This window comes from Zobellia barbeyronii (genome assembly GCF_018603515.1).
Classification (GTDB): domain Bacteria; phylum Bacteroidota; class Bacteroidia; order Flavobacteriales; family Flavobacteriaceae; genus Zobellia; species Zobellia barbeyronii.
Map to the genome: position 1 here is coordinate 14,123 of NZ_JACATN010000005.1, position 15,462 is coordinate 29,584.

The 15,462-nt window shown below is 35.2% G+C and carries 12 protein-coding genes; 3 read left to right on the plus strand and 9 right to left on the minus strand.

Features of this window, described 5'->3' with window-relative positions; translation table 11 throughout:
* Nucleotides 1-118: 118 nt before the first annotated feature.
* Nucleotides 119-901, minus strand: coding sequence for a hypothetical protein (locus HW347_RS16190; protein WP_214612802.1), 783 nt, complete (start codon nucleotides 899-901; stop codon nucleotides 119-121).
* 317 nt (nucleotides 902-1,218) lie between these two features.
* On the opposite strand from HW347_RS16190, the gene HW347_RS16195 reads away from it, so the two are divergent.
* Nucleotides 1,219-1,779 (plus strand): DUF4494 domain-containing protein, encoded by a 561-nt coding sequence (locus HW347_RS16195; RefSeq protein WP_155596413.1) that lies wholly within the window; start codon nucleotides 1,219-1,221, stop codon nucleotides 1,777-1,779.
* A 281-nt stretch (nucleotides 1,780-2,060) separates the two neighbouring features.
* A complete protein-coding gene (locus tag HW347_RS16200; RefSeq protein ID WP_225901957.1) occupies nucleotides 2,061-2,402 on the plus strand; it encodes a DoxX family protein in 342 nt (113 codons plus the stop codon).
* 6 nt (nucleotides 2,403-2,408) lie between these two features.
* On the opposite strand, the gene HW347_RS16205 is transcribed toward HW347_RS16200, so the two are convergent.
* The 4 genes from HW347_RS16205 to HW347_RS16220 form a co-directional block, all read right to left on the minus strand.
* On the minus strand, nucleotides 2,409-2,777 hold the full coding sequence (locus tag HW347_RS16205; protein ID WP_214612803.1) for a DoxX family protein: 369 nt from the start codon (nucleotides 2,775-2,777) through the stop codon (nucleotides 2,409-2,411).
* 200 nt (nucleotides 2,778-2,977) lie between these two features.
* Nucleotides 2,978-3,820, minus strand: a complete 843-nt coding sequence (locus tag HW347_RS16210) for a transglutaminase family protein (RefSeq protein WP_214612804.1) — start codon at nucleotides 3,818-3,820, stop codon at nucleotides 2,978-2,980.
* Between the two features lie 51 nt (nucleotides 3,821-3,871).
* Nucleotides 3,872-4,825, minus strand: a complete 954-nt coding sequence (locus HW347_RS16215) for an alpha-E domain-containing protein (RefSeq protein WP_214612805.1) — start codon at nucleotides 4,823-4,825, stop codon at nucleotides 3,872-3,874.
* A 10-nt stretch (nucleotides 4,826-4,835) separates the two neighbouring features.
* Nucleotides 4,836-6,272: a circularly permuted type 2 ATP-grasp protein gene (locus HW347_RS16220; protein WP_214612806.1), complete on the minus strand. Its 1,437-nt coding sequence runs from the start codon at nucleotides 6,270-6,272 to the stop codon at nucleotides 4,836-4,838.
* Nucleotides 6,273-6,722: 450 nt separating this feature from the next.
* Between HW347_RS16220 and HW347_RS16225 the strand changes: the two genes are divergently transcribed.
* Nucleotides 6,723-7,583 (plus strand): sigma-70 family RNA polymerase sigma factor, encoded by an 861-nt coding sequence (locus HW347_RS16225; protein ID WP_155596418.1) that lies wholly within the window; start codon nucleotides 6,723-6,725, stop codon nucleotides 7,581-7,583.
* 93 nt (nucleotides 7,584-7,676) lie between these two features.
* Here HW347_RS16225 and HW347_RS16230 read toward each other — a convergent pair whose 3' ends face one another.
* The 4 genes from HW347_RS16230 to HW347_RS16245 are packed head-to-tail and all read right to left on the minus strand — an operon-like array spanning nucleotide 7,677 to nucleotide 15,235.
* Entirely contained in the window at nucleotides 7,677-8,387 is a 711-nt protein-coding gene (locus HW347_RS16230) for a glutamine amidotransferase (RefSeq protein ID WP_214612807.1), read from the minus strand.
* A 48-nt stretch (nucleotides 8,388-8,435) separates the two neighbouring features.
* A complete protein-coding gene (locus HW347_RS16235) occupies nucleotides 8,436-9,329 on the minus strand; it encodes a transglutaminase family protein (RefSeq protein WP_214612808.1) in 894 nt (297 codons plus the stop codon).
* 2 nt (nucleotides 9,330-9,331) lie between these two features.
* Nucleotides 9,332-11,887 carry a circularly permuted type 2 ATP-grasp protein gene (locus HW347_RS16240; protein ID WP_317195325.1) on the minus strand — a complete coding sequence of 852 codons (2,556 nt, stop codon included), beginning with the start codon at nucleotides 11,885-11,887 and terminating at the stop codon, nucleotides 9,332-9,334.
* Between the two features lie 18 nt (nucleotides 11,888-11,905).
* The gene (locus HW347_RS16245; RefSeq protein ID WP_214612809.1) at nucleotides 11,906-15,235 is read right to left on the minus strand and encodes a transglutaminase family protein; all 3,330 of its coding nucleotides are present in this window, start codon (nucleotides 15,233-15,235) and stop codon (nucleotides 11,906-11,908) included.
* Nucleotides 15,236-15,462: the final 227 nt, after the last annotated feature.

Sequence of the window (15,462 nt, forward strand, 5' to 3'; positions counted from 1 at the left end):
TAACTATAAAAAACCTCCTAAATCAATCTGATAAGGAGGTAAATAAACTAATGAAATAATAAAAAATAGTACTCAATCAACTATAAACAAATAGTTTACGTTCCGGACGTGAACTAAACTACTCCATAAAATTTGGATTAAACCAAAAATCTATAGTTACCGCTTCTGGTCCTTTATCTTGTTTTGGAGGACCACTGGGTCTGGAGCCACTTCCGCCTCCTCTAGGACCACCACCTTGTCCTCCACCTCCTCTAGGGCCTCCGCCAGAACCGCCTCCTTGGCCTCCACTGCCAAAGCTTAAACTGGAATCTTTATCCTTCGTATCCTTTTTTATTTTTGGGGTTACGACACCTATAGAAAATTTAGAAAAATCAATTTCATTATCAGCTATGTATTGTTTAGGCATCTTTAGTTCATAGCGTAAAAGCTTTTCTTCTACCTCATAATTATAAGTTATGGAGATACCCAAATTGTTAAGGTCCAAATGAAAATCTTCTTCAAAATCTAGGTTGTTGTATTTTGCCATTTTTGGCATTTCTTCTATCACTTCTAAGATATCTGGCCCTTGCTTCTCATCCTCTTCAAATTCGTCACTATTACCTTCTTTTCCATCGCGTCCTCGTTGGGGTAGTTTTACTTCGGAAGGGTATTGAACGGATACGTTCTTTTTTTTCTTCCCCTTTACATCAAAATAAACAAAGAGTCCGCGGTGTAACATAGAAAGCATGGTTGGGCGATCAGCGGTACTAAGTTCTACATAAATGTTATCGGTATCCATAGAACTATTATAGGTTATATGGTCTTCAATTTTTTCTTCTAGTTCTTGAGCATAGGTTTCTACAAATGCAAACAAAATTATTACACTGAGCGATAATCTAACTTTATTTAAGGTAATCCTCATTCTTCTGTATTTCAGTTTCTTACGATTAGAAGCAAACCTAATGAATACCCAGAAGCTATTTCAGTACTATCAGCGAATTGGCCTTTGTTTATAGCCAATGAGAGCTTATTCTAAGTGAAGGATTTTAAATTATTTTTTATTGAGGTTGAAGTACAACTCATTACTTCTGTCAAATAAAAAGGGAATCTATTTTTTCTCTAACTTACTCACGCTAAAAGCTATATGAAAATCGTCTAGAAATTGTGAATATCTATTCGTTATTTTGGATTTTTGAGCTAAAGCTTAACCTTATATTTGATACCCATAAACAAAGAGATATGAGTGCAACGTGGTATGAATGTAAGGTAAAATATAGAAAACTTGATGAAACATCAGGTACACAAAAGGTAAAGACAGAACCTTTTTTGGTAGATGCAATTTCATATACCGAAGCAGAAAGTAGAATTACGGAAGAAATGTCTGTTTACTTGAGTGACACTGAAGAAATTAAGATTACGAATATTAAAGTAGCTAACTACGCAGAAATACATCCGTTTGAGAATTCTGACAGATGGTTTAAGTCTAGAGTGTCTTTAATTGCTTTTGACGAAGAGAGCGGTAAAGAGCGTAAAACAAATATGTATTTGTTGATACAGGCTAATGACGTAAAGGAAGCGTATGATAACACTATTGGTGTAATGAAAGATACCATGGGTGAATATACTATACCTGCAATTTCTGAATCTCCTATTGTTGACGTTTTCCCATACTTTTCTGGTGAAGAAGACGATATGAAGCGATTGGAGAAATTTACAATGTTAAAGAATTCTGTTCCTGTAGACAATAGCATGGACGAAGAATTAGAAATGGCAGATGCCCTTGTTACCGAGGAAGAGTAACAAGTAAATTTTAATATTATAGAAGTCCATCTAAAATTATTTAGATGGACTTTTTTATTTTATACATGTATGATTTTTTAAGAAACAAGATAGCTAGATTTCATTAGTATAGGTGTTCCATGGATTTTTCAAATCTATCCAGAGTTTCACCATTAACATAGGATTAAGCCACAAATCCTTTAGAGTTCAAAAAAAACTCTAGACATTCAAACTTATAGTTATATACTAGCTACTTTTAACTTTCAAATACTAACAATAGCTATTTTAGAAACGCCATCTGCATGCTAACTATTTTTACTTTTTTCTCCGCTTTTTCATTCCTGTTTTTTGGTTTTGGATGTTTCTTTATACCTCAAATGAAAAATGAATTCATAAGATATGGTTTAGCTAAATTTAGAAAAGTAGTTGGAGTATTACAGCTTGTTGGAGGTTTAGGGTTACTGCTTGGGTATTTTTATTCCCCAATAGTACAAGCCGCAGCCGCGTTAAGTCTTTCTATTCTTATGGTTTTGGGCTTCGCTGTTCGCTTAAAAATCAGGGATGGTATTTTCCAATCTGCACCTTCCCTATTATATGCTATATTAAATGGTTATATCTATTACAAGCTAATTATAGCAATCTAACACGAACTACAATATTGGAAAAGCAATATACAGACACATTGTTAAAAAGATGAAAGCTGGGAGTGATTTTTTTATGGGGTCTTTTATTTTTAAGTGCATTGCTATAGAGCCCAAAAGTAGTGCCGCAAGACCCAAAGCAGAAGGTTCTCTAAAACTAGGATACCAGATGGCGGCCAATAAACCTATAGCAAATAGTATTTTTAAAGTACCCACAACAAAGCACATCCAAACAGGAAGACCATATACTTTAAACTCTTCAATAATAGTTGTTGCATTACCGCCACGCCATTGTGTAGGTTTTTTATTCTGTACAAGCCATACATTTAGGATGCTTAATGCTACAATAACTTGTAATGCAATTAGTAAATAGTTCATCTTCTTAGTTTAAATTTTGCAAAATTGATATATAGTCGTAAAAATAGTCTGCATCTGAATATTACTATTGCCGATTCAAATTGATTATTAACTGAAAAAAGTTGCAGCAGAGAATTTAAAGTAGTTTAGAAATTTTATAGATAAGAAAACGGACTTTAATTATAACGAATTCACCCTTGCGCATACTTGAAGGTTTGTATTTATATTTTTTCTATTTGTAGTTCTGTTATTAATTTAGAACTGGCACTACCTCTAATGCCTCCAGAAACAGGCATTGTATTTTCATAATGAGAACTTGTAGCAATCGGGAAATGTGTGTTCCCGGTCAAAATACCGTGACTAGGGTCTAAACCCAACCAACCAATACCGGGTAAAAAAACGTCTACCCAAGCATGTAGTTCAAATGCAGGTACAATCATATCAAAATAATAATAACCGCTTACAAAGCGTGCTGCAATACCTTGTTGTCGTAATAGGTTAATTAACATCCACGACAAATCCCTACAGGAACCTCTTTTTATTTCAAAAGTATGCTCAGGCAGAAATGGCGCTCCATCTTCTCTATATTCTACAGTAAAATCTTTATGTAATTGGTTGGTGAGCTGTGTTAAAAAGTGAATGGTATTAAATTCTGCTTTTTCGATTATAGCGGTTCCGTAGTCTATTAATTCTTGTGCAATTGGTAAACCATCTAAGTAAGGAAATAATAGTTTTTTCTTTGATTCGTCATATTCAAAAGGAATCTGATTATAGCTTTGAGGTTCTAGAATAAAATCAAAAGGATTAAATGGTTTTGTTTCTAAAATACTCTCAACGGTTATGCTTAGGTTACTTGTAACTCCATCGAACCAACAAAAATCTACAACATTGTTTTCTTCATCTTGAATTATTTTATGTCCGCTAGGTTCTGGAACAATAGAGATTGAAAACTCATTTATATCAACATATGCAGTCTGCCTTGGTCGAAATCTTAAATAATGAGGCTCTAAAAACACCTCCGAATTAAACGCATAGGTTGTAGTATGAGTTATTTTCAATTTCATATAAAGATTCCAGTTTTTGAAAAGAAATAGAATACATGCATAGATTGTTTTTTACACATGAATTTCTATGTCAAAGAATGAATTGTAAATAGAAGAAGAAATCTCATTTAACCTAAGCTGAATATCATTAAGATATTCGTGCATTCCTTGGCTTATGATATCATTTATATCATCATATTCCAATTGAGATTTTAAAGCCCCTAATTGTTTTTGAGCAATGTTGCTAAAGCCAACAGAGCTACCACATAGGGTGATAAGAGATTTCTCGGCATTTATTAAACATGCCAAAATTGATCTTGGAAATTGCGTGTCTAAAATTAAAAATTCTGCTATGCTTGAAGGTGTTAGTTTTCCATATTTTTTTCGATACATATCATACGCACTAACAGACTTTAGAAGGGCTGCCCATTGTATTAAATCTAGTGAAGACCCAACCTTTGCCGGAGAATGTAGTAACAAATGATACTTGGCATCTAAAACTCTAGAGGTCTTATCTGCACGTTCTATTACTTGGCCTAATTTACCAAAATCCCAACCTTCATTTCTTGATATGGTAGAATCGTACATGCCATAAACCAGTTGACATCCGTTTTTAATTTCTGTCAAAAAACCTCTTAACTCCTTATCATCAAGACGTTTTTGTTCTAAACCCTGTTTGACCAAAAAGTAAAGTGAATTTATTTGCTCCCAAATCTCTTTTGTAATTTCAGGTCTTACGGCGCGCGCATTTTCTCTTGCGAGTGAGATGCAATTGTAAATAGAGTTGGGATTGTTTTCATCAAAAGCCAAAAAATAGTTGACTTTACTTTTTTCTACCTTAGAATTAAGTGATTCATATAATTCCCAGTCTCCTGTTATAACCACAAGCGGCTTCCATTGCTGCTCTTCGTTAGGAGGCAATTCTAGTGATAAATTATAATTTACATCCATAAAACGTGCGTAATTCTCTGCACGTTCAAGATATCTGTTCATCCAATATATAGTGTTTGCGACTCTGCCTAGCATAGTTTTTCTTTTATCTGTTTAATACCCAAGTGTCTTTACTTCCACCACCTTGGGAAGAGTTCACAACTATTGATCCTTTTGTTAGTGCCACGCGCGTTAAAGCACCTGGTATAATTTTTATATCATCTCCATATAAAGCATACGGCCTTAAATCTACATGACGACCTTCAATAGTGTCATCTGTTATTGTTGGCACTCTAGAAAGATTGATCATAGGTTGCGCTATATAGTTTCTAGGTTTATTTTTAATTTTTGTGATGAACTCTTGTTGCTCTTTTTTTGTTGATTTTGGACCAATTAACATGCCGTAGCCACCGGAAGCATCTGTTTGTTTTACAACCAAATTATGAATATTATCTATAACGTATTTCCTGTCTTGTTCTTCATCACAGATATAGGTTTTTACGTTAGGTAAAATCATGTCCTCACCCAAATAATATTTTATGATTCTTGGAATATAGGCGTAAACCGCTTTATCATCTACTACACCAGTTCCTGGCGCATTAACTAAAGCTACATTTCCTTTTATGTAGGCATTAAATAATCCCGGAGTACCTAATAAGGATTGTTTGTTGAATACTAATGGATCTATATACTCATCATCTAAACGACGGTAAATAACATCTACACGCTGTAGACCATTGGTGGTGATCATGTAGACGATATCATTTTTTACGATTAAATCTTTACCTTCTACCAATTCTGCACCCATTTGCTGTGCTAAATAAGAATGCTCAAAATAAGCCGCATTGTAAACACCTGGTGTTAAAACTACTACAACTGGCTTTTCTTTGTCTGAAAGATATTCTAAAGTATCTCTTAAAGTATGTGTATAATCATAAACAGGTTTTACCCCTAGTTGTTCAAATAATTCTGGAAATGTTCTTTTAAGTATTTCCCGGTTTTCCAACATATAGGATACCCCAGAAGGACATCTTAGATTATCTTCTAATACATAGTATTGCCCATCACCGCCTTTTATTAAATCAGACCCGGTAATATGACACCAGATATCCTTTGGAGGTTTAAAGCCTTCTAACTGCTTCAGATATGAGACGCTAGATAGAATCATTTCCTTCGGTATAATTTTATCTTTAAACACCTTTTGATCATTATAAATATCCTGAATGAACAAGTTAAGTGCCTTTATGCGCTGCTGTAAACCCCTTTCTAGTAATGTCCATTCAGAATTACCAATGATTCTAGGAATAATATCTAAATGAAGAATACGCTCTACCCCTTGGTTATCTGCATAGACATTAAAAGTCATTCCTAAAGATAGTTGAGCCCTATCTGTAGCATATTGTAGACTTTTAAGCTTTTTATGACTGAGTTTTTCGAGTCGCTCTAAAAACATTTTATAATTAGGCCTGACATTGTTGTTTTCATCAAACATTTCGTCATAAAAATCTTTGGTGTCGTAAGCTGTAAAATCAATTTTTGACATAAAAAATGGCGCATTTTCTCCAGTTGAAAAACTATTTTTCACTTTATAATCAGCTAATAAATAAGAATTAGAAAGGATTAATTGTTATTAGAAAGTCTTGTAAGTACACCCTGTAGTACTATGCCTATTAAATTACGAAAAATAAAGTGGATAATCCTTAAGTCTTTGAATAAAATAAACTTTAAGCAAGCAGATTATTTATTTATCAATATATAAAGGATTAAAATGAAAGATTCAGAATAGATGATACTTTAGATTCTTATTTATTAAATATATCTCCTTTATCTCTTTACTGATTAAGCCTCAGTATATAAAGAGTATTAAAACATGTATCTATGGTTTCTTTGGTGAAATATTCATTGAACAATAATCAAAGAATATTGAATTTTATTAGGATTAACGCAATAAAAGTTGTATAATATAGATACGAACTAAAAATAAAATAAATACATGAGGCAACTAAAGATCACTAAACAAATTACAAACAGAGACACTAAATCCTTAGAAAAGTACTTTCAAGAAATATCAAAAATTGATTTAATTACCGCAGAGGAGGAAGTAGAACTGACTAGAAGAATACGTGAAGGAGATCAGATTGCCCTTAATAAATTAGTAAATGCCAATTTACGTTTTGTAGTTTCTACAGCAAAACAATACCAAGGAAGTGGTTTACGACTTTCAGATTTAATCAACGAAGGAAATATTGGATTGGTCAAAGCAGCAAAACGTTTTGACGAAACTCGTGGATTTAAATTTATTTCCTATGCTGTATGGTGGATTAGACAAGCAATAATGTCTGCAATTTCACAGCATTCACGAATGGTACGATTACCACTGAATAAGATAGGTGAAATTAGTAAAATTAATCAGGTATACTCTTCTTTAGAACAATCTTACCAACGCCCTCCTAGTGCAATTGAAATTGCTAAGGATTTAGATATGAGTACTGCGCAAGTTAAAATTGCTATGAAAAATTCAGGTAAGCATCTATCTATGGACGCACCTTTTAAAGAAGGAGAGGGTTCTAATTTATATGATGTTGTAAAATCAAACGACGCGATTAGTCCTGATGCCGGTATGATGATGGATTCCCTTAGAACAGATATTGATTCAATTCTAAACACACTTCCAAATAGAGAGAGTGAAATTATAAAGCTTTATTATGGTATTGGAGAACGTGCCCCAATAAGCTTAAGCGAGATTGGTGAGCTTTTTGACATTACTCGTGAGCGTGTAAGACAAATTAGAGAAAAAGCTATTCGTCTTCTAAGAAACAAATCCCAGAAGGAAGTTTTAAAAGCTTATCTATAAGATTTCATATTGATATATACAAAAAGCCGACTCACTAAGAGTCGGCTTTTTTTTTGTTTAGAACCTCATTTTCTGAATAATACAGAAGTTTTATTAAGCATTTTCTGTTATCTGTTTGAAGCGTTTCAACAGTTTGGAACCATAGGCCACATCAACAACCTCGTTGCTTAATTTTAAAACATCTCGTCCTTCACTGGCAAGTTCCTCAGGCAGTTCATTAATATATGCTTTAGTAATATTTTGGTCAAATTCAGGGTGGAATTGAACGCCCCAAGTACTTTCGTTAAATCTAAAGGCATCAATCACTCCAGATTCATTAACAGAAAGAATCTCGGCAGATTTGGGTAGATGATACACACTTTGTTTATGTGCCTTATAAACTTTGAAATTAGATGGCAATTCTCCAAGGAGTTTATCTTTTTTGCCTTCTGCAGTTAACAAAGTATTTTCGGAACCTATAACTATTCCCATACCATTGTAAGATACAGTCCCTCCAAAAATAAAACTCAATAATTGGTGTCCATAACAAATACCCAATATTGGTATTCCATTGTCGTGAGCATTTACCAACCAGCTACACATTCTATTCTCTAAAGGTTCAATATCTGTTACCATAGAATGGGAGCCCGTAATTACGATTCCCGTGTAGTTGTTATTTGGTGGTAATGTTTGAAAATTTTCAGTTTTATGAATTAGGTATTCACCTTCTTTTAAACTCATTTTTCCTATGATCCAATCTTCAAAATCTCCGTACTGAGACTTAATGGACTTATAGGTAGTTCCTGTTTTTAGTATAAGAATCATTGTAACAGATTGACTGAATTAGAAGGTAAAATGGACAAGTAAATTTCCCTATTCCTTTGCAGCGGCTATATCTACAGCAACTTTAAGCTTGCTTTTACCGCTACCGAACACAACACCTTTTAGCGGAGGAACATCATAATAATCCCTACCCCACCCTACAACAATATGCTGATTTAAAGGGATTTGGTTGTTCGTTGGGTCAAAGTCTACCCATCCAAAAGTTGGTATGTAAATAGCGAACCAAGCATGCGAGGCATCAGAACCAACTAGTTTTTCTTTTCCTTCAGGAGGTAATGTTTCTATATAACCACTTATGTAACGAGCTGGTAACCCAATTGATCTGATACATGCAATCGCTATTTGAGCAAAATCTTGACAAACCCCCTTTTTTTCTCTCATAACCTCGTCTATAGGTGTAGAAATACTGGTAAATCCGGAATCAAAATCAAAATCTGTATAAATGCGCTGCATTAACTCATAAGCAGCTTCAAAAACGGACCTGTTTGCTTTAAAAGATAATTCGGCATAATCCTTAATTGCTTTATCTGTTTTGCGGATAAAAATAGATTCTAATATATACTGCTTAGCCTCTATAATTTCAGGGTCATTACTATTTAAAGCACTCAGGGCATCAGTTAAAGTCACCCCCTTACAAGCATCAGAAAAGAAAGACTCATGGTATTGCGTATAGTCCCGCAACACTTTACTTTGGGTAATTACTTTTAATACGGTATGCTGTGTTTGAATAGAAAAACGAGTTAAGTAGTTTCCAAAAAAATCTACTCGTTCAGATATTTCCGCTGGCTCCGGAACAACATCAATCTTATAAGACAACAATTGCTGTCCATTAGATTCACGAGGCCTTAGGGTTGCTATATTATGACAATAGCTAACCGGAGCGTTATATTCATATTTCGTAATATGGGTAATATTGAATATCATAACTAAATAGGAAAAGACTGTCTAACTAATTGATTTTGCTTGGTCGTGTGATCAAAATAAGTTTTTGATATGGATTGGGACGTTTCATAAAGTAAGTCGGATAGTTCTTCTAGTAAATTATCTAAATCTTTGCGTACAACATCCTCTTTTGATTCGGATTTTACAAGATCTATTGAATTTGCCAGACGTAATTTTGAAAAACCTTCAAATATGTATTTCTGATAATCCACCAAATGATGCATTGTATCTGAGTGAGGTAATTTTGATATATCTTTTTGAATTCTATTAAACATATAGGTTAGTGATCTTGAGTATTCTAAGTCAAGCATCACCAAATCAATAACATGCTCTATTTGAATATACGAACGGTAACTATGTCTATAAATATTTAAACTTTCATGACTAACCAATAAGTACTCTAATAATTCATACTCTACTTGCTCATCATATTTTATAGACAACAAAGACCTGCATTTTGTAATTGTTAGCGTACTCTGTTCTAGCTGCAACCCAATAAAATAAAGCAACAAACCTTGTTGCACCATTATGCTTTCTTCTATTAAACCCATAAATGCAATTAAGCGGGTTATTAATTGATTAAGCACTTTTATTATTTTGTTGATGGATCTGTCAGAGTCTTCTTCAAAACTTCTCCATATTTTTTGAATATTTTCAAAAACACGCCACATATCGGAAGACCAAAGGTTTCTTATGGAATAGTATGAATTACTGAACATACTAATGGTATGGGCTAAACTACCCGACCTGTTTTTATCCAGAATAACAGATAGCATTTCTTTATAAGGATCATCCATTGCAAATTCTCCTTTTTTATTTTTCTCGGAGAATCCCGGAAAGGTTCCGGTTAACTGTGTTACTGCGTTAAAAAGCACCTGTAACTTAACGCTATCTGGTTTTTCACTACTATTCTGAACAAGAACCATCTGTTTCAGCACCATTCTTAAAAAACGGGCATTAACTAAGGTTCGACCTACATAACGACCGGCCCAATATAGATTTTCAGCGGTAAGACTGGGTAAATCGTTTAAACCCGTAGCACCAATAGATGGTTTTGGTTGCCAGTAGTGTGCTTTGGTCTCCTTACTTGCGGCATCTTCTAGTATCCAAAAATCTTTACTGGTACCACCACGCTGATTGGATACACGAACGGTATCCCTATCTGGAGCAACACGTACTAAACCACCTGGCATTACGGAATACCCATCTTCTGTTCCTATAGAAAAAGTTCTAGCCACCAAATTTCGTGGTTCAATTTTTCCGTCTGTAAGATTTGGAGCTGTAGAAAAATTAATTTTCTCTTGAGCTACAAACCTGTATGGTCTAAGATTAATTTCTGCTTTTAGCTTTTCAATTTCATCTTTACTTAGAAATTCCCCAAAATGAATGCTCTCGCGGTTGGTACGATCTATTCTTTTAATTACAAGGTTAGAAATATTGTTTAAAACATAATTCCGTTCCTTTTCCTGACCACACCACCATGAAGCTATTTGTGGTAAAATAAGTTCCTCTTTGAGAAAATACCTTGCTATGGCAGGCATAAAAGGTATTAGCCCAGGGTTTTCTAGAACGGCACTACCAACAGGATTTATAATTGCCACGTTACCTCTGCGTACCACATCTAGTAATCCCGCAACACCAAGACGTGAATCTTCTCTAAGTTCTAAAGGGTCTATATATGCATCATCTACTCTTCTAAGAACAACATCTACTTGTTTTAATCCCTTTAGCGATTTCATCCACAAAAATCCGTTACGAACAACTAAATCGTTGCCCTGGACCAATGGATAACCTAAAAAAGAGGCTAAAAAGGCATGCTCAAAATAAGTTTCGTTATGCGAACCCGGAGTTAAAATTACGATGTTCGGATTTTCTTTGTTTTCAGGAGAAGCATCAACCAACATTTGGTTGAACTCTTGGAAGAAACCAGAAAGTCCCTTTACATTCATTTTAGAAAACATCTCAGGCAGCATTCTACTTGTAGTAGATCTATTCTCTAAGGCGTATCCCATACCAGAAGGAGCTTCTGCACGATCATTTACGACCCACAAACGCCCATCCGTACCACGAGCAATATCTGCAGCGTACATGGATAGTAATTTTTCAGTAGAATATTTTATTCCTGTACATTGACGCAAAAAACCGCGATGCCCGTAAATAATTTCACTAGGTACGATTCCGTTTTTAATGAGATTACGCTCGCCATAAACATCTTTCAAAACCAAGTTTAATAACTCAGCTCTTTGCTTTAACCCTGCTTCAACAAGTTTCCATTCGCTTTCATGCAATAAAAAAGGAACCGCGTTTAGATTCCATGGTCTATGCAATCCTTTGGGGTCATTGTAAACATTATAGGTGACACCATTCTCTGCCAAAAGCCAGTCAATATCTCTTTGACGTGCATTTAAACCTTCTTCACCTAACTCACCTAGACCTTTAAAAAGTTTTGTCCAATGCGGTTTTACATCCATTTTTGGAGTAAACATTTCATCGGACTTATAATCTGTAAAATAATTACTTAACCACGTTGTATTTATCACTTATGTTGAAAGTTTTCTTTATTTCTTTTTCCGTAAATCAAGTACATGAGGGTATTCTGGACTTACTGGAATCTCTGAATAGTCAAAAGTAGTAGAAGCAGCTTTACGTTCTACCATTCTACCAACAAAATTTGTTGCTGCAACCATTTCTGTAGGCGCTATCTCTCCTTGCGTATGACCAAAGTCCCAAAAGCGATTAATTCTTCGTGATTCGGCCTCATAACTATTCACCGGATAACTATCATAAGATAGCCCGCCAGGATGAGCAACAAAATAGGTGCAACCACCTATAGACTTATTATTCCAAGTATCTACCACATCAAAAACCAACGGCGTATCTACACCTAATGTAGGGTGTAAAGCAGACCAAGGTTCCCAAGCTTTAAAACGCACACCAGCAACATACTCACCTTTTACTCCTGTACTACTTAATTGTACTTTTACACCGTTACAGGTTAAAACATAGCGTTCTTCTGTAAAATTATTGATTTTTATCTGTACCCTTTCTAGTGAAGAATCTACGTATCTGGCTGTTCCTCCGCCCGTCATCTCCTCTCCAAGTACATTCCAAGGTTCTATAGCCATGCGCAATTCTATCTGCATGGCATTAATTTCGACCATACCATAAAGTGGAAATCTAAACTCGAAGAAAGGATCAAACCAATCTAATTTAAATGGAAAGCCTGCATCATTAAGTTGGGTAACTATGTCCTTTATATCTTCTTTTACATAATGCTCCAATAAGAATTTATCGTGCAGTTCCGTTCCCCATCGCACTAAATTGTGCTTATAAGGTTTTTTCCAGAACCAAGCTACCAGCGTTCGTACCAATAACATTTGCATTAGACTCATCTGTGCATGTGGCGGCATATCAAAAGCCCGAAGCTCAAGAATACCTAAACGCCCAGATGAACTATCTGGAGAATATAATTTATCTATACAAAACTCCGCTCTATGAGTGTTTCCTGTAATATCCGTCAATAAATGTCTAAAAAGCCTATCGGTCAGCCAAAAAGGAACCTCTTCGTCATCAGGAATTTGAGAAAAAGCAATTTCTAATTCGTATAAATTTTCTAACCTAGCTTCATCTACACGTGGAGCTTGACTTGTTGGCCCAATAAAGGCTCCTGAAAATAAATATGAAAGACCAGGATGGTGTTGCCAAAAAGTAAGTAAACTACGAAGCAATTGAGGATTTCTAAGCAATGGACTATCTGCAGGAGTTACGCCACCTAAAGTAACGTGGTTTCCACCACCAGTACCTGTATGCTTCCCATCCAGCATAAATTTCTCTGTGCCCAACCTACACTTTTTGGCTTCGGCATATAATAAAAGTGTATTGTCCGTAAGCTCCTTCCAGTTTTTTGCTGGATGCACATTCACTTCAATTACCCCAGGATCCGGTGTAACTTTAAGCACTTCCAAACGATTGTCCCTTGGTGGCTCATAACCTTCCAAAATCACGGGAACATCTAATTCTTTGGCCGAGGCTTCTATACTGGCTACTAAATCTAAAAAGTCTTCTGCGCTATCTAACGGAGGTAGAAAAAGATATAATTTTTCTTCCCTAACCTCGGCACAAATTGCTGTACGCACGTAAGGCTGCTTTTCTAGCTTTGGCTTTACCTTTGCGGACTTTATTCTTTGTTTTAGCTCAAAACCATAAGGTTTCAATTTTGGCTTTGTTTCAAACATTTCTGGCTCTGCCGTAGGTTCTGAAGGTACCTCAGGGTCTTTTGGCAATGATTCTAGTGGTAAACGCAAACCTACTGGCGAATTCCCCGGTGTTAAGTATAAATGTTTACCACGAAACTCCCAAGGGTTAGTAATCCACTGAGCATCTTTTTTGGCCAACGGAAAAACATAACCTATAGTTTCTCCAAGACCTTGCTCCAAAATCTCGCCCAACTTACGTCTTAGGCTGGTATCTTTTTTATTATATTTTTTAGGGTCAACATCAACCGGTAATTTCCCTTCTTCCCAAAGAAAATAAAAGGCATCTTCATAAGCAGGCATAATGCTGGTTTCAGAAGCACCTAATTTACTAGCTAGGTTCTTTAGAAAAGTATTACTAATATTTTCAGGTAATTTATAGGTCTCAGAAAATGAAGCTAGCAATTTAGGCTCATCCCAAACCTTTTCACCATCTTTTCGCCAATGTATTCCTATTAACCAACGTGGTAATGGCTCGCCAGGGTACCATTTTCCTTGTGCGTGATGCAATAGACCACCTTTGCTAAATGCATTCTTTAAGCTCACAGAAAGTTCGCTCGCTAGTTTTCTTTTATGTTCTCCATCAGCAGCCGTGTTCCATTCTTTAGATTCCATATCATCTATAGAAACAAAAGTTGGCTCTCCTCCCATGGTCAATCGTACATCATTGGCCTGTAATTGCTCCTCTACTTCAAAACCTAGATTGTAAATAGCATTCCACTGATCTTCTGTATAGGGTTTTGTTACTCTTGGAGATTCAAAAATTCTAGTAACGGAATTATTAAATATGAATTCAGTTTCACACGGATCTGTCATTCCAGATACTGGGGCAGCACTTTCAAAAGAAGGTGTACATGCTAGCGGTATATGGCCCTCACCTGCCAAAAGTCCTGAAGTGGAATCCAATCCAATCCAACCTGCACCAGGTAGATATACTTCGGTCCATGCATGTAAATCCGTAAAATCTTCTTCTGGACCAGAAGGACCATCCAATGATTTTTCATCAGATTTTAATTGCACCAAATATCCAGAAACAAAACGTGCTGCAAGACCTAGATGTCTTAAGGTCTGTACTAAAAGCCATGCAAAATCTCTACAGGAACCAAGCTTTTTATCTAAGGTTTCTTCACAAGACTGCACGCCAGGCTCCATACGGACCGTATAATTAAGATAATTATACAGGCTGCTGTTCAGCTCTATCAAAAAGTCAATACTTCTTTTAGGAGTTAAATCAATTTTTTTTACCCAATCTTTCAATAGTGGGCCCTTCTCAGTTATTTCTAAATAAGGTAAAAGTTCTTTTTTCAATTCCTCCGAATAGACAAAAGGATAATTTTCCACCCCTTTTTCAACAAAAAAATCAAAAGGATTAATTGTTTTCAAATCGGCAATAATCTCAATATCTACTGATAGGAAATCTGTTTTCTCAGGAAAAACAATACGTGCTAGATAGTTGCCAAAAGGATCCTGTTGCCAATTAAAAAAATGATTGTCTGGCTTTATTTTAATAGAATACGCTTCAATAGGTGTGCGACTATGTGGTGCTGGTCTTAGTCTAAAAATATGTGGAGAAAGATTAATTCTCCTATCATATTTATAAGTCGTCTTATGTGAGATTGATACTTTCAGTGCCATCTAGTAAAATTAAATTCGTTACATCCTAATATAGCGACTAATTTGAGGTTCCACCTACTTCGTTTAAATTTTTATGTAAAAATAACTAACAACCTAAATTAAGACCACGATTGCTAATTTTTGATATTTTAATTGCTCTATTGGTATTTTATTAAAAACCAGTGAAATTAAAAATAGGTCTTACAGGTTATTAGTAAGCGTTTTTTATTTCAATTTTTCGCAAAAAA

What these genes read in the sequence shown, in the direction of transcription:
- HW347_RS16220 (WP_214612806.1), bottom strand. Translation starts at nt 6,272, where the DNA reads ATGTCAAAAATTGATTTTACAGCTTACGACACCAAAGATTTTTATGAC.
- HW347_RS16215 (WP_214612805.1), bottom strand. Translation starts at nt 4,825, where the DNA reads ATGCTAGGCAGAGTCGCAAACACTATATATTGGATGAACAGATATCTT.
- HW347_RS16210 (WP_214612804.1), bottom strand. Translation starts at nt 3,820, where the DNA reads ATGAAATTGAAAATAACTCATACTACAACCTATGCGTTTAATTCGGAG.
- HW347_RS16200 (WP_225901957.1), top strand. Translation starts at nt 2,061, where the DNA reads ATGCTAACTATTTTTACTTTTTTCTCCGCTTTTTCATTCCTGTTTTTT.
- HW347_RS16235 (WP_214612808.1), bottom strand. Translation starts at nt 9,329, where the DNA reads ATGATATTCAATATTACCCATATTACGAAATATGAATATAACGCTCCG.
- HW347_RS16230 (WP_214612807.1), bottom strand. Translation starts at nt 8,387, where the DNA reads ATGATTCTTATACTAAAAACAGGAACTACCTATAAGTCCATTAAGTCT.
- HW347_RS16225 (WP_155596418.1), top strand. Translation starts at nt 6,723, where the DNA reads ATGAGGCAACTAAAGATCACTAAACAAATTACAAACAGAGACACTAAA.
- HW347_RS16190 (WP_214612802.1), bottom strand. Translation starts at nt 901, where the DNA reads ATGAGGATTACCTTAAATAAAGTTAGATTATCGCTCAGTGTAATAATT.
- HW347_RS16195 (WP_155596413.1), top strand. Translation starts at nt 1,219, where the DNA reads ATGAGTGCAACGTGGTATGAATGTAAGGTAAAATATAGAAAACTTGAT.
- HW347_RS16245 (WP_214612809.1), bottom strand. Translation starts at nt 15,235, where the DNA reads ATGGCACTGAAAGTATCAATCTCACATAAGACGACTTATAAATATGAT.
- HW347_RS16205 (WP_214612803.1), bottom strand. Translation starts at nt 2,777, where the DNA reads ATGAACTATTTACTAATTGCATTACAAGTTATTGTAGCATTAAGCATC.